The organism is Mesorhizobium sp. RIZ17 (assembly GCF_051127865.1).
Classification (GTDB): Bacteria; Pseudomonadota; Alphaproteobacteria; order Rhizobiales; family Rhizobiaceae; genus Mesorhizobium; species Mesorhizobium humile.
This window is the reverse complement of the sequence record NZ_CP147861.1, coordinates 3,416,628-3,443,040: the sequence shown is the minus strand read 5'-3', so window position 1 is coordinate 3,443,040 and position 26,413 is coordinate 3,416,628. Positions and strand designations below refer to the sequence as shown.

The window sequence follows — 26,413 nt, the reverse complement described above, 5'->3', positions numbered from 1 at the left end:
CTACCTCACAGCGTTGCCGATGTCCGACGGGAGCACGCGGCAGCCGTGAGCTCGCGTCATCGAACGACCGGTGAACTTAACCAGCATGTCTCCTCGGCCAAGGAGTTCTTCCGCCCCACCTTCGTCCAAGATGATGCGCGACTCCGCAGCCTTCTGGACTGTTAGGCCGATGCGACTCGGGATATTGGACCTTAGCATTCCAGGAAAGGTCGCGGCCTCCGGCCGTTGAGTGGCCAACACCAGGTGAATACCAACCGAGCGCGCCTTCTGAGCTAATCGGATCAACGGCAGTTCTATCTCTTCGCGAGTCATGAAAAGGTCGCCGAGCTCGTCGATAATCGCTACGATTCGCTTGAGCTTGGCGCCTTTGCTGATGGCTTCGGCAATGTCCTTCGCGCCAAACTCGTTCAAGATCGCCTGGCGGCGATCCATTTCTTCGACCAAACCCTCCAGGGCCACGACCGCAGCGTCGGCTGTAACCACTGGCGCGCCTGTGATGAGATTTGGAAGTCCCTTATAGCCAGCGAACTCCACAGTCTTGGGATCGACCAAAAGAAGGTCCGGTGCGCGTTTCATGTCGTCAATGAGGGATAGCAGTATTGTATGCAAGCACATGCTCTTGCCGCTGCCTGTCGTACCACCAACAAATAGGTGCGGAGCTTCAGCCAAGTCGACGAGAAGCGGCTCGCCGACTACGTCAGTACCGAGAGCAACAGGTAGGGCCATGACCAAGGCCGGCTCAGACCGCAGAACGCCGCGGAGTTGCGACCACTCAACGGTTTTCCAGGTGGCGGGCGCACGGGGAATGTCTAGGAGTACCGTCCGTTCCGCGGTGCCAACACTCAACCCCGCCACCCGCTCGCCTAGACCCAAGGCAAAGCCAATCTTTCCGATGCCCCGTTTCAAACGGTCGAGATCCCCAAGTTGGGCCAACTCGTAGGTGAACCTTGTCAACCGCGGTCCTTCGAAAGTGTCGAGGAGTGTAGCTCCAACGCCGATCTGCCCGAGCACCCTAGTAACGCGGGCACCGAGTTCGGCATCCCGCACCGAGGGCTCGGCGTCCACAGAACGCTCCGCGAAAAGTTCTTCGACGACATATCGATTAATGTCAGATTTTGGGTCCCACTCCCCTGCAATCGCCGCAAGTCCTCTCCGAACGTGGCGTTGCAGGGCAGCATGGAACTCGTCGTCGTCGGCAAAAAGGTCGGTACCTTCGTAGACCGACAATAACGATCGATAGAGATCCGTGACGTCGTCACGGCTCCCCTTGCCTTCCCCGGTCAGTTGCTGCGAGTGGAGTTCGATTCCACCTGGCTGGGCCGCCAACACCTTGTAAGCCTCCCGATCCGGCACGTCTGGAAGCTGCAATGAGCGGGCCAGGGCCAGTCTGCCAATGGTCCAGTTATCCAGCTTGGATCGCCAGCCTTCCCGTTTGATCCGCTCGACGATCTCCCGCTCACTCTTTGTCAACTGTACGCGTGCGACCATCAGGGGAGCTCCACGAGGGCATCGGCCTCAACGCGGGCAGCATCACCGCTTTCGTTGACGATGCGGTAGTGTGAGGCCACATGTGGCTCTAGGATAGCCCGCTTTCGACTGTCGATCTCTGCATTGGTGGGCAGGATGATCACTTGGTGCGAAAGAGACGGATAATACGCACGCAAGAGGTGGTCCTGATTTTCCCTGTCAATACGGCCCAAGGGAGTATCGATAATGACAGGCATTTCGCTTCCGGCACTGTCCTTCATCGCCCAAAGCAGCGCGGTAGCGACCAACTGCTTCATCCCACTCGAAAGGCTCGTTCTTCCTATCAGTTTTTCGGATTTGTCAAAATAACTGAGCGTATATGTGTCGTCGACTTGAATTCTGAAGATTAGCGGATGACTAATGATCCGACGGAACCGATCATTCAACTTTTCTTCCAGTTCACTTCGAGTGGCGCCTCGCAGCGCCTCCCCAATCTCATTAAGCGCTTTTGCGATCTGCATCAGCACGCGATTGTCCTTTGCTCCCTGAGAGGCCTGATCCTGATTTGCCTCCAGTTGCGCAATCTCGGCTGCCGAGGCGATCTGTTTGGCCTTCTCCTCGGCGATCTTGTTGGTCCAAATGCCTTTTTGTTGGTTTTGATACGCCACGGCTTGGTCGAGTTCCGCGATACGGTTGGCAACCTTTCGAAACTCCTCCACGTTACCTTGAGCCCCTACTTCGATATGCAAGAGCGCCTCTCCGACCTCTTGCAAGTCGGACTTTATCCGGTGAGCGTCGAGCAACAACCGGGCTTGGCTTTCCCGACGTTCAATGCCGGCGACGGACCAATATTCCAAGGCCTGGCGGACGCGCTCCATTGCAACCAGATCGGCTTTTGCAAACAATCCGCTGGTGGTTACCACAGCGACTGATTGGTGTAGCCTGTCACTAAGGTGCGACGATATCAGCTCGACCTGTTTGGAAGCCAGATCAGGCGATGCTTCACCCACCCATTCTGGCAACTGCGCAGTTACCACACGCACGAAGTTCGCTTCCGCAGATCCTCCGGCCGCCAGTCGGGCCTCGACCTGACTGGATGCCTGTTTGAGCAAGCGCATGTTAGCAAGCACGGGAATGTCCGCGGGCAATTGGTTGACGATCGCCTCCGTAACCTGTTCCAACTGAGCCGATAGCTTTTCCCGCTGTGTCTCGAGCGCTTCGCGCTGCGCTTCCGAAGCCCCAGAGCTGAGGTTAGTGCGCCGAAGTTGTAGCCGTCTCAGCTCGATGCTGTCAGCATCGAGCTGATCGCTATATTCCGCGAGCTTCTCCCGTGCCTTAAGTTCCGCCGTCGTAGCCTTGTTGAGCTCGTTCTTCGCACTGTCGAGGCGGTCGCGCAGCTGCGACTCCAGCCCACGTTGGCGGCGCTCCTTGGCAAGGTTCTCAAGCTCAATGGCCAAATCATCTACGAAGGTAATCTGCAACAAGCGGTCGAAGTCACTCTGGAGACTGCCGGACGATTCCGCGATCGTCTTGATCTCCTCCCCATCAAAAAAGAAGAACTTGATAAAGGCAGACGGCAAGGTCTCCTCGAGGAAGTCTTGTGCTGCCGCGGCCGCCAAGCGTTCGCCCTTGCGGTCTACATGGACTCCTTCCGTTACCTCATCGCCATGGACGGTCCACCATCGCTTGGCGGTATATGACTCGTTCTGATTTTCCCAACTGATTTCGATACGAGCGTCAACCGGCTGGTTCAGATTGACATTTCGACGGCGCGCGGCTCGGTTGATGATCCCTGTCCAGCGCGCTCCGTCTCCTAGAATGTACTGCTGGAAGCTCAATTTGCTGGGAGGAAATCCGACCTTCCTGGTTTCACTGTCATTGGCTCCAGTAAAGAGGAGCTTCACCGAATTGAGGAAGCTAGTCTTCCCCATACCGTTGCGACCCCAAATGAGCACAATGTTGCGCCCAGGCTGCGTCTTGGAGAGGTCAAATTCGACTTCTCCGTCATAGGCGAAAACATTCTCAAGGACGACACGTGTGAATTTCAAATCGTGCCTGCCTTCCGGCGCTTCTCAAGCTCCTGCTCAACGATCGCGGCAATATCCCTGCGAAGATTTGGTCGCGAACCCCAGGCAAAAAGATCGCGATGTTCGTTCTCCAGCGCCAATAGCTGAAAAATCACATCAGGATCGAGGCCCATGCCACCGCAGACATCGGTAACAATCCTTTTCCTGAGTTCCTTGTCCCGCATTCGCCCCCCCAGAACCGACTATGTCACGGACTTTACATGCGATAGTCGAATCGTCGCCTCAAAGGAAAGGATTTTCTACAGCAGGCTGCCCACCATGGTCTCAATTGCGTCCTGCTTTGTTCCACAGTGCCGGCCCAGCATAGCGACCCCCCGGGCCCAATGGGCCGAAATGAGGTCCTGGAATTCCCGCCTGGTCATTCCCTCCACGCCCGAATGCTGGACCACCATCGCGACCCATACAATAAGATCCGCCTCGTCTTGGCCAAAAAGGGTATCGCCCTTGATAGGCTTTCCACCAGCTTCCTCCCCGACGCGTGGAATGATACTTTCCCCGAGCGAAAGGGATATCGCTAGTCGAGCAGGCTGATACCGAAACTGAAAGCCAAAGACCCTCTGGATACGGGAGTTCTCGGCGTCGGACGAAAGCGACGTTCTGAAATCAGCGCGTGCAATATCGCCGATCTGAAGCGGTTGCCTAGAAGGGTTCATGCGGCCTGCCTCGGAAAATATCCGCGCTCGAGGACGGTGGCACCTAAACCACCGTCCTGACTGCTGTAAGACAGGCGATACTCTGTAGAAACCTTACTTGATATCCGGTCATAGTAGCGTCCGCCAACTTCCTCGGGCTGCGACAGCAGTATTGTTTGGACCGACCGACCAGCGAAGTGGTCGAGGATGCGATCGCGATGTTCCGGGTCGAGACGACCAAGCGGCGTGTCGATAACAAGCGGTAGCGGAGAGCCGGCCAAATCAGAGACTGCTGCGATCAGAGCCATCGCGAATATTTGGCTTTCGCCGGCGGATGGGTCCGTCTCTCGAAGATTACGACCCTTCGCATCAAGCAAGGCCACTGCTCCGTCAGCTTCGATTGTGACATCGTCTACGATGCCCTTGTGCGCTAGCTTTCGGTAAATCTGGGAAACGCGATTCGCCAACCGAGCATAATGCAATGGCACTACCTGCTCGATTGCCGCATTGATTGCAGATGCCGCTTTGGATGCCGCCTCAACCGCAGCCAAAGCAGTCACGCTGCCACGCCTTTGAGCCCGGCGCCGTTGCCATTCCGCCCGGATAGGCTCAAATTTGGCTTCCGACCTTGCCAGTTGCAGGTCGACGGCCCGGCGTTCGGCTTCCAACGCGGCGATACGCGCATTGATGTCCTCGAGCTCCACACTCAGGGACATTCGCGTCTTTCCTACCGACCGCAGCTCGGATTCGCGGTTCTCCTGCCTCTCGATGGTATTTTTCACTAGTTTGATGCGCTCGATCAGCGAGATGAGAGCCGGCTTAGCTTCAACTCTCGAGGCGCGGAGAACCTCGCATACACGATCCACCCTGTGGCCGCGAAGATAGGCATGAATGTCGTTGATCGTCTCAGTGGACCCTGTTGGATCCCCGACCACCCTTTTCCAGGCCTGCTCAGCCCGACGAATGATATCAGCTTGGGCGTCTGGGGTCAGAGGCGGTTGCGTTTCTGCTATTGCGCCCAACAGCCTGCCTAGCATTGCAGAACCTTCAGCACCGGTAGGGTCTGCCGTTTGAGGAATGGCTCGCAATGCCGACGCCGTGGCGTCCAAAAGGGCATCACCGATTAGCGTGAAAGGGAGCAGCCGGGCGCTCGCCGTCGACAACTCTTGACGCAGTGCATGCAACTCCGCTTCGGCCTTTCGCTTCAGCTCAATGTCTTCGTGACGCGCCTCATAGGTTCCTTCACCCAACGAACCGATGCCGCGGACGATCTCGTCCCGTCGTCTGCGGAGTGGACCGAGCTCACCCGCGATGCGCTCCAACTCTGCCTGCGCGGCAGCACTCTCAACCTCATGCAGCTCGACCTGCTTGGCTAGCGAAGCTTCAGCGTCATCTGCCTGCAAGTCGCGCCCGCGGTCCTTGGCATAGTCGTTGAGATCTTCTGCGAGCCCGCGCAGAGCTGTAACGCCTAGAGCACTCTCAATCCCATACCGAACCTGTTCGCCGAGCTCGCGTTCCGCCAGCCGCCGGATGTGTTCCCCATCGAAGAGAAAGAAGGGCACCATGCTAGCGGGTGCCAACAGACGCTCGATCTCCTCAAGATAGTGCCGTCGGCCGACATCGTCGGAAGCCGCAGCTACGATGTCGCGATCCGGTCCGCGCCGAAGAACCAGCTCCTCGTCCTCTTCGGAAAATTTCCCTTTTTCGTCGAAGTACCAACGCCGGTCGAGTTCAAGCAAGCCTTCCGCAGTGTCAAACTCGAGCACCACTTGCATCATGCGATCACCCTGCTCGAAAGCAGGGCGATGCATCGCGCGCTCAATGAATTGACGGTACTCTGATCGCCTTGTGCCGACGGTGCTTTCGTTCCCATCGTTTCTGGCTCTACGTTCCAGGTCAACTAACCCACGAATCCCATATAGACCGGAGGTAATGGCCTCTAGGATGCTTGTCTTGCCGTTGCCATTGTTTCCGCCCACCAGAATGACAGGCCGATCCGGTTCGCTTCGGGGAAACACCATCTCCGCGAATTCGAAGGCTTTCCAGTTTCGCAATGCAATGCGGGTGAACTGGAATGGTCCGGTTCCCGACTTGAGCGCCAACTCAGGAACAAACGCCGAGTCTGGCAGACTGGCCATGTCCGCGCTTAAGACTTCGTCAAAGCGATTGAAAAGCCTGCGGCGGTTGCCGCCGGAGCCAAGCGTGTTTCTGGCACCAAACAGCAGGTCGAAGACGGTGGTCATGTCGCTACAGCCGTGGAAACGACCTGACCCGCAGGCTTAACCGCGATCATGGTAATTGCATCCTCGGCCCAGATCTTTCGGATCACCTCAATCTCGTCAGCTGAAATAAGAGGTATGTCCACATCGTTCTGGACCGCCAGTAGCCGCTCCAAGATTTCCCGTCGGGCTTCGAGCGTAAACGGGCCAGGTATCAATCGACCCTCGCCAACGAAGTTAAGTGTGCCGTTGCGTCGGGCGGCCATGCGCATGCTGCCGTCCTCGCGGATCGCTTTGAGCCAGTCCCTGAACTCCAGCAGCGGCTCTAGATCGCCGTAGCCTGCTTCGATGAACGACTCCGCACTCTTGTCCTTTTCGACGACGGTGCACGTCCAGCATCCGAAGCGAGACGATGTGGTTCCACATGAAGGCGCTTCGGATTTGTCTGTGACAAGGGGGCATTCTCCACCCCCGGCGTTGCGGTACATCGTCACCAACTCACGATGGGTACCGCCCCAAGGGGGCGTCGATTGCAAGAGGGTCTGCCAAACTTCGTCAGTGGTCAATTCGACTATGGGCTTGTAAACAAAACAGTTTTGCAGACTGTTATGCGGATTGAGACGCTGACCGTTTTCGTAGCGTTCGACGCTGCGCGCACGTTGCGTGGATTCAGATCTGCGAACCCCCAGCAAGAGGATCGCTTCCCCGGAAGCGTCGACCTGCGATCGAATGTATTGGGTTGTGGGAGCAATTTTCATGCGATCGGTGCACCAGCGGAATATCCGGCTGGGTGAGGGGTATCCCCTGCCGATGAGATTAACCCAAAAGGTTTGCTCGGTAGGCGGGGTCGTCTTTGCTATCGTTAGCGGCAGCCGCAACGGAGACGCTGCCTCCCCCATCCGCTTAAGGACCACTTCGAGGTGGCCGGCAATGACAGGAGATTCCACCAAAGTATCGTTTGCGACGATGTGCACCCGACGCTGCCTTTGGCGTGGCGGCAGCGCGAGAAGCATTTCGCATACCAGTTGGGCCAGCAGCGTGCTGTCCTTTCCGCCGGAAAAGCCAACGATCCACGGGATGTCGTGCGGCTGAAGATACTCGTCTTTCAGATCGGATAGGATTACCCTGAGCCGTCCGCCCAGATTCTGTTCTGGGCTGCCCCCTACCGCGATTATTTCATTCATGCTCGGCTCCGCGTTGCCCTAAGCGACCCCACCGCAGCGGTGATAGCCATTACCGTCGCATCTATGTCCTCGGGAGTGGTGGTCCTTCCCAACCCGATGCGAACTGCACACTCGGCTTGGCGCTTCGATAGTCCGATTGCAAGCAGAACGTGCGAGGGTTCGAGAGATCTGGCGTTGCACGCCGACCCCGTCGATATCGACAACTGATCTTGTAGATGAATGACCAAGGCTTCGCCATCCACCTCGTCGAAGCGCATGTGGACATTTCCCGGCAGGCGCGAGTTGGTCGACCCGTTCACCGTCGCTCCTGGCAGTTGTGACAGAGCTGCGATTAGGCGGTCGCGCAGCCGCGCGATCCTGGCCGCCTCGCTTTCCATCTCGATTACCGCAAGAGAACAGGCTTCTCCGAAGGCAACACAAAGCGGTGCCGCGACTGTGCCAGATCGAAGGCCTCCCTCCTGACCGCCGCCGACAGATTGGGCCTTCATTTTTGACCGCAATCGCCTAGCGACATAGAGGGCACCTATCCCGACTGGCCCACCGAGCTTGTGTGCAGAAATGCTCGCGAGGTCCAGCAGCGCCGACGGTACCACAATCTTCCCTGCGGCCTGCGCTAGGTCGGAGTGCAAAAGGGCTCCTCGCTCCCTCACAACCCCCGAAATGTTGGCCATATGCTGAATGACACCAATCTCGTGGTTTGCCCATGCCACCGAAACCAAACCAGTTTCGTCGGTCAATAGCCGTCGCAGGCTGGCCATATCGAGCAAGCCGTCACCGTTAACTGGTAGTCGATCGATTTCGAAGCCGCGGCTCCCAAGGGCTGCGGCCGCTTCGAGGATGGAAGGATGTTCTATTTCTGAGACCGCGATGCGTGGGCGACCCATCGCCTTCAGATGATCGGCCAAGCCGAAGAACGCGAGGTTATTGGCCTCAGTTGCCCCAGACGTGAAGATGATCTCGGACGGTCTAGCGTGGATGACCCGTGCTACCTGGTCACGTGCATCTTCCACCGCGGAGTGGGCACCGATTCCATGCTGGTGGGTAGAATGTGGGTTGGCATCAACTGTACCGAACGCCTCCACCATTTTCGCCAGCACCCGAGGGTCGATCAGCGCGTGGGCATGATAGTCAAGATAGATTGGCATGGCCGTCGCGATTCCGATTCGATATCCGCGCGAATTGTATAGGGTCTCGTCCCGCAGCAAAACCGGCTTCATCCACCTTATTGTGTGTCCAGGGACAAGCGGGAGGGCGCTTCCGCTATCGAGGAGTAATTCCTCTGCGCCACGGTTCACTGAGGAACTGAGGATCGAAGATGCGGGTCTGGCGAGGTAGCGACGCTACCACCAACCAGCACACCAATCTCACGAGCCGACGCATCCGCGGCGCTATGCTAACATGGGGTAATTGCGGGCGATGCTAGATTCTTCGCCGTCAATGATTCTCATGGAGGCCAACATGGACCAATTTGTTGGGTTAGACGTCTCGCAGGAGATGACCCACCTGTGCGTTACGGCAGCGACGATAAGATTGTCTGGCAAGCAAAGTGTCTATCGACGCCAGAAGATATAGCCGGAAACATCAGATCCAAAGCACCCGACGTTCTACGCATTGGGCTGGAAAGCGTACCGGTGCTGTGCCTTGATTCCCGCCATGCGCAGGCGACCATGAGTGGCCAGGTCAACAAGACCGACAAGAATGATGCATATGGACTGGCCCAGATCGTCAAGGCAGGCTGGTATCGGGAGGTCGGGGTAAAGTGTCTCGACAGCCACGCGGTCCGCTCGATGCTTGGAGCACGAGCTCAACTCGTCGGAATGCGGGTAGAGGTCACCAACTAGATCAGGGGCATTCTCAAAACTTTTGGCGTCGTTCTGTCAAGACGAACGGGCGAGCCGTTCGAACGGCTCGTGGATGAGGCGTGCGACAATAGCGACCCCATGCTCAGTCAAACCGTGCGGTCGATGCTGTGCGTCCATTCCTGCCTGAAGGAGCAGATTCGGCAGCTTGACCGCCAACTGATGAGCCGTGCTCGTGGGAGTGCTGTGTGCCGGCAGCTTATGGCCATTCCTGACGTGGGCGTACTCACCGCCCTTGCCTTCGTCACAGCGGTCGATGATCCGTCCAAGTTTGCAGAATCCAGCAGCGTTGGCGCGTACTTCGGCCTGACACCGCGATGTTACCAGTCGGGTGAAATCGATCGCAACAGGGGCATCTCAAAATGCGGAGACGGTCTTGTCCGTATCTATTTATTTGGGGCCGCCGGCACGCTCCTCACGAGGGTCGAGAAGTGGTCGGCGCTCAAAGCCTGGGGCCTGCGGATCGCCAAGCGGAGCGGCTTGAAGAAGGCAAAGATCGCCGTCGCACGAAAGCTAGCAGTAGTCATGCACCGCATGTGGGTCGATGGCGTATCCTTCCGATGGTCGGCCGCTGGAGCGGAGGCAGCCGCATGAAGATGGAGGTGAACCCGAAGAAATCCGTCGCTCGACGGTAATCTTGTCCCTTGCCGGGACGAGCAGCGGCAAACCCGCTAGGAGCTATGCAGCCCTTCCACCGAAGCGGACTGCGTTGCTGACATTGGGAGCCGCAGCGTCCGATGCCATGCTGTGGCGAGCGCTGTTCGACCACGAAGAGAACGCTGAAACCGGCAGGAGGCAGGTCATTCGTCCAAGAGCCAGTAAGAATTTTATCTGGCGATCGACGTGTTGCTAGAACGATCCGCCAATTAAGGGCGTGAGCGGCTATTTAGGTTCTGGGGACACTTCAGCACCGTAGGCTGACCGCCGAGGAGCTGCGTGAAGGTCAGCCTGCCGACCTGATCGCACTGCACCTCGATCCAGCCGCTGTGCGTTCCGTGACATCGGCCAAGGCAAGAAAAACGGTTGACCCCGGGCCCGCAATTAGAGAACGCTCCTTAGGGCGCCCTGTTAAACCGGTCTCGACGTCACGAACCCGGCTCACCGATGAAATGACAATGTCCGACTGTCGGACATTTCATCGCCTACGCTTTGTACGCCCTCTTTCTCTGCGGCCGCGTTCGCGCCAGGTCCTGGAGGCTTACGAATGCGAATTGACGTAGGCAAACCTCCTGAGAAAAGCCGCCTGCAAATGAGGCTTTAGCATCCCGCGATATGCTTGAACCCATCTGTCAACGAGATCTTGCCGGAGGTCCCTGTTGACGTAGAGTTGCTTGAAATCGACAGCCTTGCTGCCCGCGCTCGGTCCCCAGACTTTCCAGCCGTTCTTTGTCTGTGCCTCCTGCACTAGTCATGGAGTATTCGACTGGAAGCAGACCGAGGCTGCCGAGACTAGGCTGAACCCGCGCGCGCATTCTCAACATTGAGCGGCCCTCCAGGAAGCGGCCGTAGCAGTTCCGCCTCTGGCTTCGTCAGATAAATCCACGCCGCCCAGTCCGGCGGCTGCAGCACGACAATTTGGTGATCGTGAATGAGAGCGACATCTGGGCCGGGTCCGGTCGTCAGCATCGTGAACGCGGGCGGATAATTGCCCTGGCCGTCACGCCAAAGGCCCGCGGTCGCCATAAATGGCGCACTCTTCAGAGTCGCCTGTATTTTCCTGGTCGTATATCCTAGTCAGCGCGACCGGCGAGGTTCGGCCAAGCGATCGGCCAAATCGACCTACCGATCGCAAATTTGTACATGCTATCAATGCGCTAAGCATAGCGACTATCGGCCATCATCGGCATCGGCATTGGCGTCGTCGATCAACCGTCTCGATGAAGCTGAGATAAGGGCCTAACACCGGCCAAATGATCGGCCAGTTATGGGCGCTCAGCTAAAATTTCTGTTGACACATACGTACTTAGCGCGATCTAACATCGGCCAATCATGGAAGAGACCGTACAGCGCATCGAGCCGGCGCGCCTGGAAGACGTCGCGGAGCCTATCTCCGACGCGCTGGCTGAGCTGTCAGCAAGCTCGGCGGTTCTCGGCGCCAGGCTGCATCCACGCACGGCCGCGAACCTGGGGGATCTCGTGCGCATCATGAACACCTATTATACCAACCTGATCGAGGGCCACAACACGCGCCCCCGCGACATCGAACGCGCCCTCGCCGGCGAATTCGACAAAGACCAGGAACGACGCAACCTGCAGGGGGAAGCCGCGGCCCATGTTCGACTGCAGGGGGAAATCGATCGCCTGGCCGCAGAGGGTCAGCTCCCAGAACCGGCTTCGCTTGATTTTTTGCGCTGGCTGCATGCGGAATTCTACCGTGACGCCGATGAGGCGATGTTGCGCATTCGCGGCGCAGACAGAGAATTCTTGATGGTTCCGGGTCGGTGGCGATCACAGCCCGAACATGATGTCACTGTCGGCCGCCACCAGCCGCCGTCAAGCGATCGCGTCGAAGCGTTCATGGAGCATTTCGCTAGCCGGTACCGCTTCCAACGTACGGGCAAAGCGGCTAGGATATTGGCGATTCCGGCCGCGCATCATCGGTTCAATTACATTCATCCCTTCCCAGACGGCAATGGACGCGTCAGCCGCTTGATGAGTCACGCCATGGCCCATGAGGCAGGAATCGCCGCGCACGGGCTGTGGTCGATTTCCCGAGGCCTGGCGCGGGGTCTGGAAAGCCGCGGCGACTATAAACGCATGATGGATCACGCCGACATGCCACGCCAAGGCGATCGCGACGGCCGCGGTAATCTTTCTATGCGGGCGCTGGCGGATTTTACCTTATGGTTTCTACGCGTATGTATCGACCAGGTCAGTTTCATGTCGAGCCTGTTCGATTTGAACCAACTAACCCGGCGCCTGCAGCGGTTCGTTCAACGCTACGACCTGAAGCCCGAAGCTTTCCGGCTGCTCGAGGAGGCGCTTCTGCGCGGCGAGTTCGATCGCGGTGAGGCCTCACGTATCGCTGGCTTGCCGGAACGTACGGCCCGCCGCGTGTTTACCGAGGTGCTCGAGCTTGGCCTGCTTGCGTCCGATACCCCGAAAGGCCCGGTATCGCTACGCTTCCCGGTCGACACGTTGGACGAACTGTTTCCTAAGCTATTTCCGGAAACTTAGCGTCGCATAACTGCGCCTACTGTTTCCCCGCCCCGGCGAGTTGCGAGCCGCCGGATAGGAAGAGTTCGACTTCAAAGGTTCGGTGTGGACCATCCCGGAAGCACGCATGAAAATGCGGCGGCGGCACCGCGTTGCACATTCGAGGCAGGTCATCAAAATCCTGACCGATCTCAGAGACATTTCCGGCAGCGAGGCGCTGCTGTTTCCAAGTGTGCGATCGGGTTCTCGTCCGATTTCCGACAATACACTTAACGCCGCCCTGCGTCGCATGGGTTACAGCAAGAAAGAAGCAACGGCTCACGGTTTCCGAGCAACGGCATCAACTCTGTTGAGTGAATGCGGCAAGTGGCATCAAGACGCAAGAGAGACAGCTGCCATATTGAAAAGAACGACGTTCGGCGCGCTTACGCCAGGGCAGAGCACTGGGAAAAGCGCGTCAGTATGATGCAGTGGTGGGCCGATTATCTGGACGAAATTGGGTGCACGAAACCTGCAGTTGAACCCAAACAAGTGTAACTGCAACCCCGTGTCCGCACCTTTCGTGAACATGAACATCAGCTGTGCGTACGTTATGACATTGGCCGCGTCTATGTTGGGGCGGAACCGGCCACGCAGTCCTTCGAGGGACAGGGGCTTTTCACAAATCTACGTCAAGCGGCTTAACTGGTTGTGGAGCTTCAATCGTTATTCCGAGTCGGCTGACGGCCGGCGTCAGCACAGCGTCAGGAACAGCGGTCTGGCTCAGCGTTCCGGCTTGTCGTCCCGGAGGATGCGCTCAGCGGCTCCGTCAAGATCCTCATATTGGCCACTCTTCAACGCCCACAGAAAGCCAGTCAGCCCCAGTGCGCCAAGAAATAGGGCGACTGGCATGAGGTAGACGAGTACCGTCATGATGACCGCGCTGATGGGTGAATGCCGGAATGCGTTGCCGAAGAAGCCCTCGTCAGCTCGGCGAGCCTAAAGCCCTGCAGCCGCAGCCCGTTTCCGATCACCAGCAGCGATGAGGCGGACATCGCGACCGCGGCGATCAACGGCGTGACGTTGCCGAAGATGGCGATCGGCACGGCAACAGCGTTGTAGATGATCGCGATGGCTATGTTCTGGCGGATCAGCCGCCCTGCCTTCCGCGAGACGTCCAGCGCAAGGGGTACGGCCGAAAGGCTTTCACGCAGGAACACGAAATCGGCCGCGTTGCGGCCAATATCGGCGGCGGTCGCGGGAGCGATCGAGACGTGCGCCGCGCCCAGCGCTGGCGTGTCGTTGAGCCCGTCGCCCACCATCAGGACCTTGTGGCCGGCCTTGGTCAGCACTTCGATCCGCTCAGCCTTCTCGGACGGCAGCAGCGCCGAAACAAAACGGTCGATGCCCAATATTCTTGCGACATCGCCACAAGCGTCCGGGGTATCGCCCGACAGCATTTCGACCGAGACCCCTGCATCGTTCAATTGCGCCATGACGCTCCCGGCATCGGCCCGCAACGCATCCTCGAAAGCGAAGGAAGCGACAATCATCCCGTTCTTCGTGAGAACCGTTCCGCCGTAGCCATGTTTGCCTTCGCCGCCGGTTCGAGCCTTCCATCCAGCCCATCCGCGTCGACCCAGCCGCCAGGTATTTCCGGCGTCAGTTGCTTCGATTCCAAATCCCGGATGCTCGGTGAGGGCACGGAATTTGTGTTGCCCGCCAGGCGTGGCAAAACCGGCTATGGCCTTTGAAAACGGATGCCGCGAGTGCGCTGCCAGGTCGGCTGCAACTGCCAGCATGGCGGGATCGATCGATGACGCGTTGACGAGCCGGGGCTGGCCAAGCGTGAGCGTTCCGGTCTTGTCGAACACCGCTATATCAATCGTCGCCAGGCGTTCCATGGCCGAACCGACCTTGACCATGATGCCGTTCTCGAACAGGCGCCGTGCGGCGACCACCTGTACGATCGGGACCGCGAGGCCAAGCGCGCACGGGCATGTGATGATGAGAACGGCGATGGCGATGGTGATGGCCCGGTGCAAGTCGCCGGTCGCTGCCATCCAGCCAAGGAATGTAGCAAGGGCGGTGAGATGGACCACGGGGGCATAGAGAGCCGAGACGCGATCGGCGATCCGGCGGTAATGCGCTCGGCCGCCCTCGGCGGCTTCCATCAGCCGCACCATTTCCGCCAGGAAGGAATCCTTTGCGGCGGCTGTCGCCTCGATCGTCAGCGGGCCGGTAAGATTGAGCACGCCGGCCTGTACTGCTTCGCCCGGGGCCACGTTTTTTGGCGTGCTTTCGCCTGAGGCCAGTGAGCAGTCGAGATCCGACGCTCCCTGGATGATCTTGCCGTCGACAGGGATCCTTTCACCCGCTGCGATAAGCAACTGCATCCCAGGTTGGATCTCGCCAACCGGTAGGTAGTCTCGCGAGCCGTCGCCGCGCAGCACCATGGCCCCACGCGCGGCCAACTGTGACAGGCCCTTCACGGCGGTCCGGGCACGCTCCCGCATCACATGATCCAGCGTCCGGCCGATCAAAAGGAAGAACAGCAACGAAACCGAGGCGTCGAAATAAGCGTGGTTGCCATGGTTGATCGTCTCATAAAGGCTCATGGCGTAAGCCAGCGACACCCCGACCGCGATCGGCACCTCCGTGTTCATGCGGCCATGGCGCAGTGCGTTCCAGGCCGAACGGAAGAAGATGCCGCCGGCGAAGACGAGCGCCGGGATGGCGATCAGCGCGGAGACCCAGTGAAACAAATCGCGGGTAGCACCTTCGGCGCCGGACCAGACCGAGACCGACAGCAGCATGATGTTGCCTGCCGCGAAGCCGGCAACAGCGACGGCGCGGATCAACTCGGCAAGCGTCTTGTCCTTCTTATCAGCGTCGGCTTCGAACAGGTGCGCCTGAAAGCCCAGCCGTCCCAGCGCGGCGACAAACGGAGGCACAGAGTCCCCACGCCACCGGATCGCGACCCGTTTCGTCGACAGGTTGACACGAGCGCCTTCGACGCGATCGAGCCTTCCGAGAGCCGTCTCGATGGCCTGGATGCACGCCGCGCAGTGAACCGTCGGCACTGAAAGGTCGGTCTGCCAAAGATTGTCACCAAGCGATCGGCTCGCCAACCTGATCTCCTGGCTAGACGGCAGGACCGATGTGGTACTGGTCAGATCCAGCGCCAGTTCCGCGCTGGGTGCACAACAGCTCATTGCAGCGCTCCTTGCGAAATCATGATCCGGCGAACGTCGCGATAGGGCTTTGTCAGACCGGCATCGGCGTCGACTTCGACGATCCAGACGCCATCCCTTGGCAAGTGCTGCGCGGCAAATTCCTGGTCCGAGACGAGGGCGAGAGTGACGGCCTTGTCCCCAGCCTCGTAGGCGGGATGACGAAACAGTATCTTGACGCCATGCAACGGGACCGGCTTGCCGGTGGTATCGCTCAAGCTGTAGCGGACCTCACCCCGAGCGATCGTCAGTTTGCCGGTCCAGCCGAGTGCCGCCTGCGCGCGCCCTTCCTCGGCCTTTCGGTTGAATTGCTGGCTGGCCACATAGGTGTTCTCGACGACAAGGCCGGTCCAGCTCGTGCTGGCGAGTGTCGCCATCGTGAGATTGACCGCGATGATCACGCCGAAAAAGCCGAGAATGGTGAGCAGCATGTGCCTGCCGGTGAACTCACGCGTCATTTGCGTATTGGTGCTCATCTGGCGATCTCCGGGGCGTTGAAGGTGGCGGTGTATTCGTCCGATTCGAAGCTCGCTCTGTCCTCGACGCGGAACTTGAAGGTTTGTGCAGCGTGCCGAACCTCACCCGCTGGCTGGCGCACGAAGACCTTCAGCATGTTCAGCCGGTCGGGTTCGACCGCGATGGCGAAGAAGCGAGCTGCCGGCAGATCACTGCCGACGACGCTCATTTCGGCTCCCTGCAAGCCCTGCATCGTGACGACGATCGTCCTTGGCTCGGGGATCATGTTGAGCAGCTTGACGGTGTAACCGTTGCGGATCGAGCCGTCGGACAGGGTCACGAATTGCGGATTGCGGTCGTGCAGGACGTTGATCTCGAGTCGGTCGCGCGTCAGCAGGGAATAGATCAAGGCAAGCCCGACCGCCGTCCACGCGCCCATGTAGAAGAAGGTCCTCGGCCGGAAGATCTTGCGAATATGGAAATGCGCCAACCTGGCGGAGAGTGTGCTGTCGGCCGTTCTGACGAGTGAAGGGTTCACGGGACCGGAGCCGCCTGCGGTCGCCACCGCCATGTTGGCGTTGTAGTCGGACAGCGTCGCATAGGAGATCAGCCCGCGCTCCTTGCCGAGCTTGTTCATGACGCCGTCGCAGGCATCAAGGCACAGCGCGCAAGTGATGCATTCGAGTTGCTGGCCGTCGCGAATGTCGATCCCCATCGGGCAGACTGCGACACAGGCATTGCAGTCGACGCAGTCACCGACCGGCTGCCCCGCAGCCTGGACCTTCTTGGCGTGCCGCGAACGAGGTTCGCCACGCCAGTCATTGTAGGTCACAGTGAGCGAATTCTCGTCGAGCATGGCAGCCTGGATGCGCGGCCACGGGCACATGTAGGTGCAGACTTGCTCGCGCATCAGCCCGCCGAACGTGTAGGTGGTCGCCGTCAGCACCGCGATGGTGACGTAGGCGACCGAAGCGGCGGTGCCGTTGAATACGTCGCCGATCAGCGTCGGCGCATCGGCGAAATAGAGGATCCAGGCGCCGCCGGTAGCTGCCGCTATGACCAGCCAGATGGCGTGCTTCGATACGCGCAGCTTCAGCTTGCGCGCGGTCCAGGGACCGGCATCAAGTTTCATGCGGGCGTTGCGGTCCCCCTCGATCGCACGTTCGACGACAAGGAACAGATCGACCCATACGGTCTGTGGACATGCATAGCCGCACCAGGCACGGCCGACGGTGGACGTGATCAGGAAGAGGCCGATGCCGGCCATCATCAGAAGGCCGGCGACATAGTAGAATTCCTGCGGCCATATCTCGATGAAGAAGACGTAGAAACGGCGGTTGGCAAGATCGATCAGCACGGCCTGATCAGGAGCAAACGGACCTCGATCCCAGCGCAACCAGGGCGTCAGATAATAGATGCCCAGCGTGATCGCCATCACCAGCCATTTGAAGCGGCGAAAGCTGCCCGAGGCGCGTTTAGGGAAGATTTTCTTGCGCGGAGCATAGAGCGGCTGTCGTGTCTTGGCGGAGTTGACCGCTTTTGCCTCGAGCCGCTCCATCTGCGTTTTATCCAGCACGTGCATCTCCACTCGCGCGCGGCCTATGACATCGTTGTGCGACGGACTTGTCTGCTTCGACAGACGTCCGGTCTGCAGTGAGCCCGCTTCGCCGTGTGGGCCGCGCCGCCTTGCTGCAGGTCAATCGCCGCATGCCGGAATGGTGTCGGGGCCCGACTCGTGCCGGGCCCCGTCGCTTGGCGGGGAGGGCCGAGAATAGGCTTCCGTTCCTATTCTCCGCCGCCAAGCGAATGGACATAAACCGCAAGTTCCTTAACCTTGGTCTCGCCGAGACGCCCGATCCAGGCCGGCATGACACCGTGCTTCGGCGCGCGGACTTGGACGGCGATGGCTGTCTCGCCGGGTGCGTAGAGCCAGATCGCATCGGTCAGATTGGGCGCGCCAAGCTCTTTGTTGCCTTTCGCATTATCGCCATGACAGGCGACGCAGTTTTCCGCGAATACCTTGGCGCCGGGCTCGATAAGACTTGCATCCTGGACCTTGCCCGAGAGGCTGGCGACATAGGCGCCGACCTGTGCGATCTGTTCGGGCGTGATGATGTCACCGAAGGGGGGCATTCCCGACTGCCGAGTATCCGGGTCGGATGCGAAACGGATGCCGTGCGCGATCGTTTGCTGGATCTGCTCGGTCGTGCCGCCCCACAGCCAGTCATCGTCGTTCAGGTTTGGAAAGCCCTTCGACCCTTGGGCGCCCGAGCCGTGGCATTGCACGCAATTGACCTTGAAGGTAGCTCCGCCGGCCGCTACCGCGAATTCACGCAGCGCGTCGTCGGCTGCAATCTCGGATACGGTCTTCTGCTGGATGGCCGCGACATATTTGCCCTTGGCGGCTTCGGCAGCCGCCAGCTCAATCTTGACAGCGTTGCGGCTGGAATAGCCAAGCACACCCTTGGTCGCGGAAGACAGCATCGGCCAAGCCGGATACGCAATTGTATAAGCCACCGCCCAAGCGACGGTGATGTAGAAGGTTATCACCCACCATCGGGGCAATGGGTTGTTGAGCTCCCTTATCCCGTCCCATTCATGACCGGTCGTTGAGATGCCCGAGACTTCATCGATATGCTCGCTGCTCATGATCAGTCGTCCTTGAGTGGAATCTGGGCGGCTTGATCGGCCTGTGTTTTGCCGCCGGGACGCAAGGCAAAGGCAATGCAGCCGACGAAGAAGAGCGCCATGGCAAGCAGACCCCAGCTGTCCGCGAATTCCCGCATCAAATTATAGCTCATTGCGTCCCCCTCAGCGGTAGCCGGCTGCATCGTCATAGGTCTTGAAATCGACCAGTGTTCCCAGCATTTGCAGATAGGCGACGAGGGCATCCATCTCGGTCACCTGCTGCGGATTGCCGTCGAAGTCGCCGATTTTGGCTTTGGGGTAGCGGGATTCGAGGCCGGATGTGTCGGCGTTGGGATCGGCCTGCGCCATCAAATCGGCATTGGCGTGCGCGATCATGTCATCGCTATAGGGGACGCCGACCCGCCTGTTGGCGACCAGATGCGTCGAGAAGTCCTTCACCTCGATCGGAGCGTCCTTCAGGAAGGCATAACGAGGCATGATAGATTCCGGCACCACCGAACGTGGATCCATAAGGTGCTGAACGTGCCATTCGTTGGAATAGCGGTTGCCGACTCGTGCAAGGTCAGGGCCGGTGCGCTTCGAGCCCCACTGGAAGGGGTGGTCGTACATGGACTCGGCGGCCAGGCTGTAGTGGCCGTAGCGCTCGACCTCGTCCCGGAAAGGCCTGATCATCTGGCTGTGGCAGAGGTAGCAGCCCTCGCGCACATAGATGTTGCGTCCGGCGAGTTCCAGTGGCGAGTAGGGCCGCATGCCTTCGACTTTCTCGATCGTGTTGTCGAGATAGAAAAGCGGCGCAATCTCGACGATGCCGCCGACGGTCACGACAAGAAGAGAGCCAACGAGAAGAAGCGTGGCGTTCTTCTCGATGATCGCGTGTTTGTTCATCAAGCCCATTGTCTGGCTCCCTATTCGGCAGGCCGGAGGGCGGGCTCGGAACCTGGCATTGGTTGCTCTTCGCGCTGGTGGCCAAGAATGGTCATGGTCACGTTCCAGGCCATGAGCAGGGCGCCGGTGAGGTACATCGCACCGCCGATGGCGCGCATGACGTAGAAGGGATGCATGGCGGCGACGGTTTCGGCGAAGGAGTAGACGAGGAAACCCTGCTCGTCGTATTCGCGCCACATCAAGCCCTGCATGATGCCGGAAACCCACATCACCGCGGCGTAGACGACGATTCCGAGCGTCGCCAGCCAGAAGTGCCAGGTGACGAGCCGCAGCGAATAAAGCCGTTCGCGGTTCCACAGTTTCGGCACCATGTAGTAGATTGCGCCGAACGAGATCATGCCAACCCAGCCGAGCGCGCCGGAATGGACATGGCCGATGGTCCAGTCCGTGTAGTGCGACAGCGAATTGACCGTCTTGATCGACATAATCGGACCTTCGAAGGTCGACATGCCGTAGAAGGCGACTGCCATCACCATCATGCGGATGATCGGATCGGTGCGCAGCTTGTCCCAGGCGCCAGACAGCGTCATCAGGCCATTGATCATACCGCCCCATGACGGCATCCACAGCATGATCGAGAACGCCATGCCGAGCGTCTGCGCCCAGTCGGGTAAGGCGGTGTAATGCAGGTGGTGCGGGCCGGCCCAGATGTAGAGAAAGATGATCGCCCAGAAGTGGACGATCGACAGGCGGTAGGAATAGACCGGCCGGTTCGCCTGCTTGGGCACGAAATAATACATCATGCCGAGGAACCCGGCGGTGAGGAAGAAACCGACGGCGTTGTGGCCATACCACCATTGCGTCAAGGCGTCCTGGACGCCGGAGAAGGCGGAGTAGCTCTTCGAGCCCAGGAACGACGCCGGCATCGACAGATTGTTGACCACATGCAGCATCGCGATTGTCACGATGAAGGACAGGTAGAACCAGTTGGCGACGTAGATATGCGGTTCCTTGCGCTTCAGGATCGTGCCGAGGAACAGGATGAGATAGGCGACCCAGACGATGGTCAGCCAGATGTCGACGTACCATTCGGGTTCGGCGTATTCGCGGGCTGCGGTGATGCCGAGCAGGTAGCCGGTCGCGGCCATGACGATGAACAGCTGGTAACCCCAGAACACAAACCAGGCCAGTTTGCCGCCAAACAGCCGGGCGCGGCACGTGCGCTGCACGACATAGAGAGACGTGCAAAGCAAAGCGTTGCCGCCGAAGGCGAAGACGACGCCGGATGTGTGCAGCGGCCGCAGCCGGCCGAAATTGAACCAGGGTTGGATGTTGAGGTGAGGATATGCCAGCTGCAGGGCAATGATCACACCGACGAGCATGCCGACGACGCCCCAGAATACCGTTGCAATGGCTCCGTAGCGGATCGGGCCATCCATGTAGGCGGAGGTGTCGATCGGAGCCGCCGGCTTGAAATCTGTGTTGCGCAGCAGGATCGCGGTAAAGCCAGCCACGGCGACGAACAAAACCCCCATATGCTGGCGAAAAGGTCCTTCTACGCCGAAGCCGGCAGCCACCAGGGCCGCAAAAGCAAACAGGCTTAGAACGACGATCTCCGTGCCGAATTTCATGACATGTCCCCGACCAGGATTCCAATGCGCGGACGCCAAATCCGCGGTGCATTAATTCCGTAGTTGCCGCCTGCTCGCCCTGATCCATGTCAGAGCCGCACGATTTTGCTTCGGGCAGCATCGAGTTCGGTGCAATCAGAAGGTGGCGATTTGAACAAGGAAACGCAGCACGGGCCAACCCGCTCATGGACAAGTGCGGCTTTCTCGCGCCAGGCCGGCACAGAGGCGATTCCGGGCGAGGTCATGAAGCTTGCCCATCGGGAAAAGCTGGAGCTCTGCTTCTCGCTGGAAAGCATTGCCGATGCACTGCCGAACGTCGACCGCCTCAAATGTCTTGGAACGGCCAAGAAGATCGTTCCGCTGCTCCGTGACATTCATGGGTTTGAGGAGAGGGTGATTTTCCCTGCGTATGAGGCGCACTTGACTCCGGCCGAGGCCAAACTTGCCTCTACCAGCCGGTTGCGCATCGAGCACCTTGAGGATCAATGCTTCGCTGGCGAGGTGGCCGAAACGCTCCTAGCGATCGGTCATGGTGATCCGATAGAGAGCGCGGAAGCTGTCGGATTCATGCTACGCGGCTTCTTCGAAGGCTTGCGGCGACACATCGCTTTCGAACGCGAGCATGTCCTGCCGCGGATCGTAATAAGCGACGAAGGCCCCGACGCTTAGGTCTCATTCAAAGGCCGGTTGCCGCGCGCCTCGGCCGCCGCAGCGCTGCTCCAGCCGGCTCATGCTGTCGACCGCTACATGGCGTTTGTTCTCGATCCGGATCACGCCGTCAGCCCGCAATCGCGTAAGCTGGCGGCTCACGGTCTCGTTCGTCAGTCCAAGGAAATCAGAGATGTCGGCACGTGTCAGCGGCAGATCGAAGCATGCCGACCCAGCCGCCGGGTCGATACTGGAATCCATATTCCGGGCGATCATGAGGAGAAAGCTCGCCACCTTCTCCGGTGCGGTCTTGCGCCCGAGAGTCACCATCCATTCAAGTGCCTCGTCGAGTTCGTCCAGCGTCTGCTTGAGCAGGCGATGTTCGAGTCCCGGTGATTCCTTCATTATCCGTTCAACGGCCGCCTTCGGAAACGAGCACAGCGAGACGGAGGTTGCCGCTTCCACATTGATCGTGCTTTTCACCTTGAAGGGCCGTCCTAGAAAATCCGGTGCGAACCGAAGACCGACAATCTGCTGGCGGCCGTCCGAAAGGCACTTCGTCAGCTTCACAACGCCTGAAAGCAAGTTTGAATAGCTGTCGACGGCCTCGGCGTCGGCGATCAGTTCGACCCCCGGCTCGATCTTGTGCCGCGACGAAGTTTTGGCGAGCCCAACCAAATGGTTTGGATCGAGCGCACCGCAGACGCCGCGATGTCGTGCTGCGCAAGACAGGCAAAGAACGGGAATGCCGGAACTGTGAATGTCTTGCCGTACTGTCATTACGCTCGCGCTACCGATCCCAAGTTTCGACAGGATAGCAAGCGATGGCAGAGAAATCCTTGCGGCAGTTTGTCCGTGCTGGAGGCTGACCGAAATCAGGGCATTGGCTCTTCGACGCGTCCAGACTTCCGGCGAGGCAAAAACGGCGGACCACCAAATGAGACCGGAATTAGCTGCCAGGCTTGGCGAGAACGTCCCGCGTTATACCAGTTACCCGACCGCGCCGCATTTCCATCCTGGCGTCGACGCTGATGTCCATCGAAGCTGGTTGAAGGCGCTCGAAAGCGGTGACGAGGTCTCGCTCTACCTGCACATCCCTTATTGCGACCGGCTGTGCTGGTTCTGTGCGTGCCATACAAAGCAGACCCGCCGCTACGAGCCGGTGGCTTCGTATCTCCGCTCGCTTCACGCGGAGATCGCGACTGTCGCCGGTCTTGTCGGCGGCAAGGCCAATGTCCGCGCCGTGCATTTCGGCGGCGGCTCGCCGACCATGCTGAAGCCCGAGGATATGATAGCCTTGGGAACTGTCCTGCGGGATAGCTTCGATTTTCTTGCCGATGCGAAGATCAGCGTCGAAATCGAACCCAACGACATGGACGAAGCCCGCCTTGATACACTTGCCGAGATCGGCATGGCGCGGGCGAGCCTCGGCGTTCAGGATTTCGATCCGAAGGTGCAGAAGGCGATCAACCGCGAGCAGAGCTTTTTGCAGACCAAGGCGGTTGTCGACGGCATTCGCTCTCGCGGCGTAGGGTCCGTGAACCTCGATTTGCTTTACGGCCTGCCGCATCAGACCAGGGAGAGCGTCTGTTCCACCGTAGCGCAGGCGCTGACTCTGGAGCCGGACCGGATGGCGCTGTTCGGCTACGCGCATGTGCCCTGGTTCAAGAAGCATCAGACCATGATCGACGAGGCATGGTTGCCGGGTCCGGCCGAACGGTTCGCTCAGTGGCAAATTGCCGCCCGTCTGATCATGGGCGCCGGATACGAGGCGATTGGAATCGACCATTTCGCCAGGCCGGATGATGCGCTTGCAGTCTCGGCTCGCGCGGGAACAATCCGCCGCAATTTCCAGGGCTACACCGAGGATCGCTGCGAAACACTGATCGGACTCGGGCCGTCATCGATCAGCCGGTTTCGACAGGGCTATTCGCAGAACATGCCGTCGACAGCCGAATATGGACGCATGGTCGAGGGGGGACATCTGGCCACGGTCCGCGGCATCGCGTTTTCCGAAGATGACCGTGTTCGCGGCTGGATCATCGAGCGCTTGATGTGCGATTTCGGCTTTTCAGCAGGCGAACTGGTGGAACGCTTCGGGGAAGCCGGACAAAAGCTTCTTTTCCAAGCAAGCTCCATCGCCATTGGCGACCCTGCTCGACCGCTTGAACTCCAAGGTGACAGTTACGTCGTATCGGCGGAAAGTCGTCCCTTTGTAAGGAGCATTGCAGCGAAGTTCGACAAATATTTCGAAAGTGGAACGGCCAGGCACTCAGTGGCAGTCTGAGTGCCACAGACGAACGTCACCGTCTTCAGTCGATCGCGAACCTCCTCAAAATCGCCGAAACCAGCAGCTAACAATTCGATAGTGCATATGGCGCCACTTTACGATGCTGTGACGACGCGGGTATTTCCCAAAGGGGGTCGCATGGCAGAGGGCTGGGACCCGCCGGAACCCTGCAGGCAGGGCTCTCCACTTCGTATCCGCCCAAGCAGGTTGGATTGTTCGGCCCAGTCTTTCACTGAATGTCAGCGACGCACCCCATTGCGGCTTCCGCTACTCAGCGCTGCGGCTCTTGAATGCCCCTTTGAGATGAGCTCATTCCGAGTAACAACCGCACGGCGTTCCCACGTGTCTGAAACCATGCATGAGTGCGGCTAGCACGCCCTGCGCCTGTTCGCGGTTTTCGGGCCGCCCAGGCACTTACTTGACCTCCAGCTGCTCGAAGTTCGCGCATAGGCCTTACATGACGGATCGGTAGGCCGCGACCGCCGGGAGGCACCCGGGCGGCTGCGCCAATTGACCAACTTTATGCTTCGATTACTCGGAATCTGAACCTGACACGCGTCGCGATTTCTCTGACATGCCGGCGGCAGGCAAGCTTTCCTTTCTGGCCTTGGCAAACGCTCTGTCACCTTCCAGAAACCCTGCCAGCATGAAAGGTATGAGTTCCGCTACCGTTTCAGACTCGCCATAGGTCTGGCGGTAAAGCGCCGCATAGTCCTTGAGTGCTTGGTTCAGGTCCGCGCTAACGGTGATGGTCATCTTCGAAGGTGTCCGGTCTGGAAGCTTTCCAAGTTTCAGATCTGCCATGATTACTCCTGTTCAAGTCGGGTATGGGCGCAGCACAAGATCCTTGTGTACAATCACGCGTAGGGGCCAACCGGGTCGGACGACAATGGTGGGTTGAATATTCAGGTTCTTTTCGGTGATGCGCTGGCCGGCTTGACTGATGTTTTGCTGAGTGGATTCCCGGATCGCCTTAACTAGGTCGCTTTCGTTTTCCCCAAAGCTCAACTCGGTACCAACGCCCAGTAGCGTCGCTAGAGCAACTCCCTTGATCAGCTGCCAGGTGTGAAAATCGACCTTGTCTTCAAGCCCAGCATAGCCGGCAGTATCCGTCGCTGGCAGATTGTCGATTTCGATCGAGGAACCGTCGGGCAGGATTATTCGCTGCCAGACCAGCAATGCGCGCCTCTGCCCAAAAGCCACGACGCTGTCATAAGTGCCGATGAGGCGTGAGCCTTGCGGAATGAGCACAATGCTGCCGGTGACTGTGTCGTGCACATTCTCGGTGACCTGCGCGACGACAAGGCCAGGCAAGTCGGAATTTATGCCGGTGACGAGACTGGCCGCGATCACGCTGCCGGCCATCAGTTGGTAGGGCGAGGCCGGCGTCTGCAGCGCATGCGGATTGTAGATCCCGCTTGTGTTTCGCTGACTGATAAAATCGAGCTTGCGCTGTTGGTTGTTCTGGTCACCCTCGGCTGGGGCAACGGAAGCTGACACGCGCGTCGCTCCGGATTGCGGAAGCGCCTCAGACGGCTGCTGCGCACTCGGCCCGCCGGCGGCGACATCTGTCTGTCTGGGTCGATTGTCGATCCGGAACAAGACTTGCGACTCGCGCGCCTCAATTGCTTGCTGGGCAAGGCGCTGCTCCTCGGCGGAGATATCCTGCCCTGGCGCGATGCCGAGCTGACGTTGGCGTTCAAGGATGGGGCGACCGAGGTCGCCGGGCAGTGGCGGTCCGAGCACAGGGGCCTTCGGCATGATCCCGGAATAGTCCTTGGGAAGCGCTTCTAGTCCCTCGGCGGGTGGCTTGCGCTCGGTGTTATAGCGGTCCTCTGCCTGGTGCTTGATACGCCACGCCGGTCCTTGAAGCGCCATCATCGTGACGCCCAGAATGGTACCGGATCCGACTGCAGCGATGGCGACGATCACACCGCGCCTGAATCGGACAGCGCGGCGGGGCGAGGCTCGCAATTGCAGCTGCTCGGGATCGAGTTTCGGCGACGCATCGGATCGGGAAGTATCGGTCATGAGCGCT

At 59.3% G+C, this 26,413-nt stretch carries 24 protein-coding genes and 1 pseudogene; 6 read left to right on the top strand and 19 right to left on the bottom strand.

Translation table 11 applies throughout. From position 1 onward, the window contains the following. The 7 genes from WDX12_RS16475 to WDX12_RS16445 all read right to left on the bottom strand — a co-directional run bounded on the left by WDX12_RS16475 (window position 1) and on the right by WDX12_RS16445 (window position 8,734). Window positions 1–1,488, bottom strand: coding sequence for an FtsK/SpoIIIE domain-containing protein (locus WDX12_RS16475; protein ID WP_434725563.1), 1,488 nt, complete (start codon window positions 1,486–1,488; stop codon window positions 1–3). Continuing rightward, window positions 1,488–3,515, bottom strand: coding sequence for a DNA sulfur modification protein DndD (dndD, locus tag WDX12_RS16470; protein WP_434725562.1), 2,028 nt, complete (start codon window positions 3,513–3,515; stop codon window positions 1,488–1,490). Before dndD ends, WDX12_RS16475 begins: the two co-directional genes overlap by 1 nt. Further along, a complete protein-coding gene (locus WDX12_RS16465; protein ID WP_434725561.1) occupies window positions 3,512–3,718 on the bottom strand; it encodes a hypothetical protein in 207 nt (68 codons plus the stop codon). The genes dndD and WDX12_RS16465 overlap by 4 nt, the downstream gene beginning before the upstream one ends. Window positions 3,719–3,793: 75 nt before the next feature. Further along, on the bottom strand, window positions 3,794–4,207 hold the full coding sequence (locus WDX12_RS16460; RefSeq protein WP_434725560.1) for a DndE family protein: 414 nt from the start codon (window positions 4,205–4,207) through the stop codon (window positions 3,794–3,796). Beyond that, the gene (locus tag WDX12_RS16455; protein WP_434725559.1) at window positions 4,204–6,429 is read right to left on the bottom strand and encodes an AAA family ATPase; all 2,226 of its coding nucleotides are present in this window, start codon (window positions 6,427–6,429) and stop codon (window positions 4,204–4,206) included. The genes WDX12_RS16460 and WDX12_RS16455 overlap by 4 nt, the downstream gene beginning before the upstream one ends. Then, window positions 6,426–7,589, bottom strand: a complete 1,164-nt coding sequence (dndC, locus tag WDX12_RS16450; RefSeq protein WP_434725558.1) for a DNA phosphorothioation system sulfurtransferase DndC — start codon at window positions 7,587–7,589, stop codon at window positions 6,426–6,428. The genes WDX12_RS16455 and dndC overlap by 4 nt, the downstream gene beginning before the upstream one ends. Next, window positions 7,586–8,734, bottom strand: coding sequence for a cysteine desulfurase family protein (locus tag WDX12_RS16445; protein ID WP_434725557.1), 1,149 nt, complete (start codon window positions 8,732–8,734; stop codon window positions 7,586–7,588). The genes dndC and WDX12_RS16445 overlap by 4 nt, the downstream gene beginning before the upstream one ends. Before the next feature lie 360 nt (window positions 8,735–9,094). Between WDX12_RS16445 and WDX12_RS16440 the strand changes: the two genes are divergently transcribed. After that, the gene (locus WDX12_RS16440) at window positions 9,095–9,430 is read left to right on the top strand and encodes a hypothetical protein (RefSeq protein WP_434725556.1); all 336 of its coding nucleotides are present in this window, start codon (window positions 9,095–9,097) and stop codon (window positions 9,428–9,430) included. A gap of 99 nt (window positions 9,431–9,529) precedes the next feature. Beyond that, window positions 9,530–10,042, top strand: coding sequence for a transposase (locus tag WDX12_RS16435; protein ID WP_434725555.1), 513 nt, complete (start codon window positions 9,530–9,532; stop codon window positions 10,040–10,042). A gap of 855 nt (window positions 10,043–10,897) precedes the next feature. Here WDX12_RS16435 and WDX12_RS16430 read toward each other — a convergent pair. Continuing rightward, entirely contained in the window at window positions 10,898–11,131 is a 234-nt protein-coding gene (locus WDX12_RS16430; RefSeq protein ID WP_434725554.1) for an SOS response-associated peptidase family protein, read from the bottom strand. 306 nt (window positions 11,132–11,437) lie between these two features. On the opposite strand from WDX12_RS16430, the gene WDX12_RS16425 reads away from it, so the two are divergent. Together WDX12_RS16425 and WDX12_RS16420 are read left to right on the top strand one after the other, a co-directional pair. Further along, entirely contained in the window at window positions 11,438–12,625 is a 1,188-nt protein-coding gene (locus WDX12_RS16425; protein WP_434725553.1) for a Fic family protein, read from the top strand. Window positions 12,626–12,635: 10 nt separating this feature from the next. Then, window positions 12,636–13,141 (top strand): annotated as a pseudogene (locus WDX12_RS16420) (tyrosine-type recombinase/integrase); the annotation flags it as partial. 225 nt (window positions 13,142–13,366) lie between these two features. Here the strand turns inward: WDX12_RS16420 and ccoS are convergent. The 8 genes from ccoS to ccoN all read right to left on the bottom strand — a co-directional run bounded on the left by ccoS (window position 13,367) and on the right by ccoN (window position 21,437). After that, the gene (gene ccoS, locus WDX12_RS16415; protein WP_434725552.1) at window positions 13,367–13,516 is read right to left on the bottom strand and encodes a cbb3-type cytochrome oxidase assembly protein CcoS; all 150 of its coding nucleotides are present in this window, start codon (window positions 13,514–13,516) and stop codon (window positions 13,367–13,369) included. Further along, window positions 13,513–15,798, bottom strand: a complete 2,286-nt coding sequence (locus tag WDX12_RS16410) for a cation-translocating P-type ATPase (protein ID WP_434725551.1) — start codon at window positions 15,796–15,798, stop codon at window positions 13,513–13,515. The genes ccoS and WDX12_RS16410 overlap by 4 nt, the downstream gene beginning before the upstream one ends. Next, window positions 15,795–16,292: a FixH family protein gene (locus WDX12_RS16405; RefSeq protein ID WP_434725550.1), complete on the bottom strand. Its 498-nt coding sequence runs from the start codon at window positions 16,290–16,292 to the stop codon at window positions 15,795–15,797. The genes WDX12_RS16410 and WDX12_RS16405 overlap by 4 nt, the downstream gene beginning before the upstream one ends. Then, window positions 16,289–17,854, bottom strand: a complete 1,566-nt coding sequence (gene ccoG, locus WDX12_RS16400) for a cytochrome c oxidase accessory protein CcoG (protein ID WP_434725549.1) — start codon at window positions 17,852–17,854, stop codon at window positions 16,289–16,291. The genes WDX12_RS16405 and ccoG overlap by 4 nt, the downstream gene beginning before the upstream one ends. Before the next feature lie 203 nt (window positions 17,855–18,057). After that, window positions 18,058–18,921: a cytochrome-c oxidase, cbb3-type subunit III gene (gene ccoP, locus WDX12_RS16395; RefSeq protein ID WP_434725548.1), complete on the bottom strand. Its 864-nt coding sequence runs from the start codon at window positions 18,919–18,921 to the stop codon at window positions 18,058–18,060. 2 nt (window positions 18,922–18,923) lie between these two features. Further along, window positions 18,924–19,073 carry a CcoQ/FixQ family Cbb3-type cytochrome c oxidase assembly chaperone gene (locus WDX12_RS16390; RefSeq protein WP_027033462.1) on the bottom strand — a complete coding sequence of 50 codons (150 nt, stop codon included), beginning with the start codon at window positions 19,071–19,073 and terminating at the stop codon, window positions 18,924–18,926. Between the two features lie 10 nt (window positions 19,074–19,083). Further along, window positions 19,084–19,815 carry a cytochrome-c oxidase, cbb3-type subunit II gene (gene ccoO, locus WDX12_RS16385; RefSeq protein ID WP_434725547.1) on the bottom strand — a complete coding sequence of 244 codons (732 nt, stop codon included), beginning with the start codon at window positions 19,813–19,815 and terminating at the stop codon, window positions 19,084–19,086. Between the two features lie 11 nt (window positions 19,816–19,826). Beyond that, the gene (ccoN, locus tag WDX12_RS16380; protein ID WP_434725546.1) at window positions 19,827–21,437 is read right to left on the bottom strand and encodes a cytochrome-c oxidase, cbb3-type subunit I; all 1,611 of its coding nucleotides are present in this window, start codon (window positions 21,435–21,437) and stop codon (window positions 19,827–19,829) included. A gap of 129 nt (window positions 21,438–21,566) precedes the next feature. On the opposite strand from ccoN, the gene WDX12_RS16375 reads away from it, so the two are divergent. After that, entirely contained in the window at window positions 21,567–22,106 is a 540-nt protein-coding gene (locus WDX12_RS16375; protein WP_010914029.1) for a hemerythrin domain-containing protein, read from the top strand. 3 nt (window positions 22,107–22,109) lie between these two features. On the opposite strand, the gene WDX12_RS16370 is transcribed toward WDX12_RS16375, so the two are convergent. Further along, the gene (locus tag WDX12_RS16370) at window positions 22,110–22,865 is read right to left on the bottom strand and encodes a Crp/Fnr family transcriptional regulator (RefSeq protein ID WP_434725545.1); all 756 of its coding nucleotides are present in this window, start codon (window positions 22,863–22,865) and stop codon (window positions 22,110–22,112) included. Window positions 22,866–23,022: 157 nt separating this feature from the next. Between WDX12_RS16370 and hemN the strand changes: the two genes are divergently transcribed. Further along, on the top strand, window positions 23,023–24,372 hold the full coding sequence (gene hemN, locus WDX12_RS16365) for an oxygen-independent coproporphyrinogen III oxidase (RefSeq protein WP_434725544.1): 1,350 nt from the start codon (window positions 23,023–23,025) through the stop codon (window positions 24,370–24,372). A gap of 534 nt (window positions 24,373–24,906) precedes the next feature. On the opposite strand, the gene WDX12_RS16360 is transcribed toward hemN, so the two are convergent. Together WDX12_RS16360 and WDX12_RS16355 are read right to left on the bottom strand one after the other, a co-directional pair. After that, a complete protein-coding gene (locus WDX12_RS16360; protein ID WP_027033457.1) occupies window positions 24,907–25,179 on the bottom strand; it encodes a DUF2274 domain-containing protein in 273 nt (90 codons plus the stop codon). Window positions 25,180–25,191: 12 nt separating this feature from the next. Beyond that, complete coding sequence (locus WDX12_RS16355) at window positions 25,192–26,406, bottom strand: TrbI/VirB10 family protein (protein ID WP_434725543.1); 1,215 nt, start codon at window positions 26,404–26,406, stop codon at window positions 25,192–25,194. Window positions 26,407–26,413: the final 7 nt, after the last annotated feature.

Bases quoted from the DNA above. Each gene is read 5' to 3' on its own strand.
- WDX12_RS16475 (WP_434725563.1), bottom strand. From the start codon at position 1,488: ATGGTCGCACGCGTACAGTTGACAAAGAGTGAGCGGGAGATCGTCGAG.
- WDX12_RS16465 (WP_434725561.1), bottom strand. From the start codon at position 3,718: ATGCGGGACAAGGAACTCAGGAAAAGGATTGTTACCGATGTCTGCGGT.
- WDX12_RS16460 (WP_434725560.1), bottom strand. From the start codon at position 4,207: ATGAACCCTTCTAGGCAACCGCTTCAGATCGGCGATATTGCACGCGCT.
- WDX12_RS16455 (WP_434725559.1), bottom strand. From the start codon at position 6,429: ATGACCACCGTCTTCGACCTGCTGTTTGGTGCCAGAAACACGCTTGGC.
- dndC (WP_434725558.1), bottom strand. From the start codon at position 7,589: ATGAATGAAATAATCGCGGTAGGGGGCAGCCCAGAACAGAATCTGGGC.
- WDX12_RS16445 (WP_434725557.1), bottom strand. From the start codon at position 8,734: ATGCCAATCTATCTTGACTATCATGCCCACGCGCTGATCGACCCTCGG.
- WDX12_RS16435 (WP_434725555.1), top strand. From the start codon at position 9,530: ATGCTCAGTCAAACCGTGCGGTCGATGCTGTGCGTCCATTCCTGCCTG.
- WDX12_RS16430 (WP_434725554.1), bottom strand. From the start codon at position 11,131: ATGGCGACCGCGGGCCTTTGGCGTGACGGCCAGGGCAATTATCCGCCC.
- WDX12_RS16425 (WP_434725553.1), top strand. From the start codon at position 11,438: ATGGAAGAGACCGTACAGCGCATCGAGCCGGCGCGCCTGGAAGACGTC.
- ccoS (WP_434725552.1), bottom strand. From the start codon at position 13,516: ATGACGGTACTCGTCTACCTCATGCCAGTCGCCCTATTTCTTGGCGCA.
- WDX12_RS16410 (WP_434725551.1), bottom strand. From the start codon at position 15,798: ATGAGCTGTTGTGCACCCAGCGCGGAACTGGCGCTGGATCTGACCAGT.
- WDX12_RS16405 (WP_434725550.1), bottom strand. From the start codon at position 16,292: ATGAGCACCAATACGCAAATGACGCGTGAGTTCACCGGCAGGCACATG.
- ccoG (WP_434725549.1), bottom strand. From the start codon at position 17,854: ATGCACGTGCTGGATAAAACGCAGATGGAGCGGCTCGAGGCAAAAGCG.
- ccoP (WP_434725548.1), bottom strand. From the start codon at position 18,921: ATGAGCAGCGAGCATATCGATGAAGTCTCGGGCATCTCAACGACCGGT.
- WDX12_RS16390 (WP_027033462.1), bottom strand. From the start codon at position 19,073: ATGAGCTATAATTTGATGCGGGAATTCGCGGACAGCTGGGGTCTGCTT.
- ccoO (WP_434725547.1), bottom strand. From the start codon at position 19,815: ATGGGCTTGATGAACAAACACGCGATCATCGAGAAGAACGCCACGCTT.
- ccoN (WP_434725546.1), bottom strand. From the start codon at position 21,437: ATGAAATTCGGCACGGAGATCGTCGTTCTAAGCCTGTTTGCTTTTGCG.
- WDX12_RS16370 (WP_434725545.1), bottom strand. From the start codon at position 22,865: ATGACAGTACGGCAAGACATTCACAGTTCCGGCATTCCCGTTCTTTGC.
- hemN (WP_434725544.1), top strand. From the start codon at position 23,023: ATGAGACCGGAATTAGCTGCCAGGCTTGGCGAGAACGTCCCGCGTTAT.
- WDX12_RS16360 (WP_027033457.1), bottom strand. From the start codon at position 25,179: ATGGCAGATCTGAAACTTGGAAAGCTTCCAGACCGGACACCTTCGAAG.
- WDX12_RS16355 (WP_434725543.1), bottom strand. From the start codon at position 26,406: ATGACCGATACTTCCCGATCCGATGCGTCGCCGAAACTCGATCCCGAG.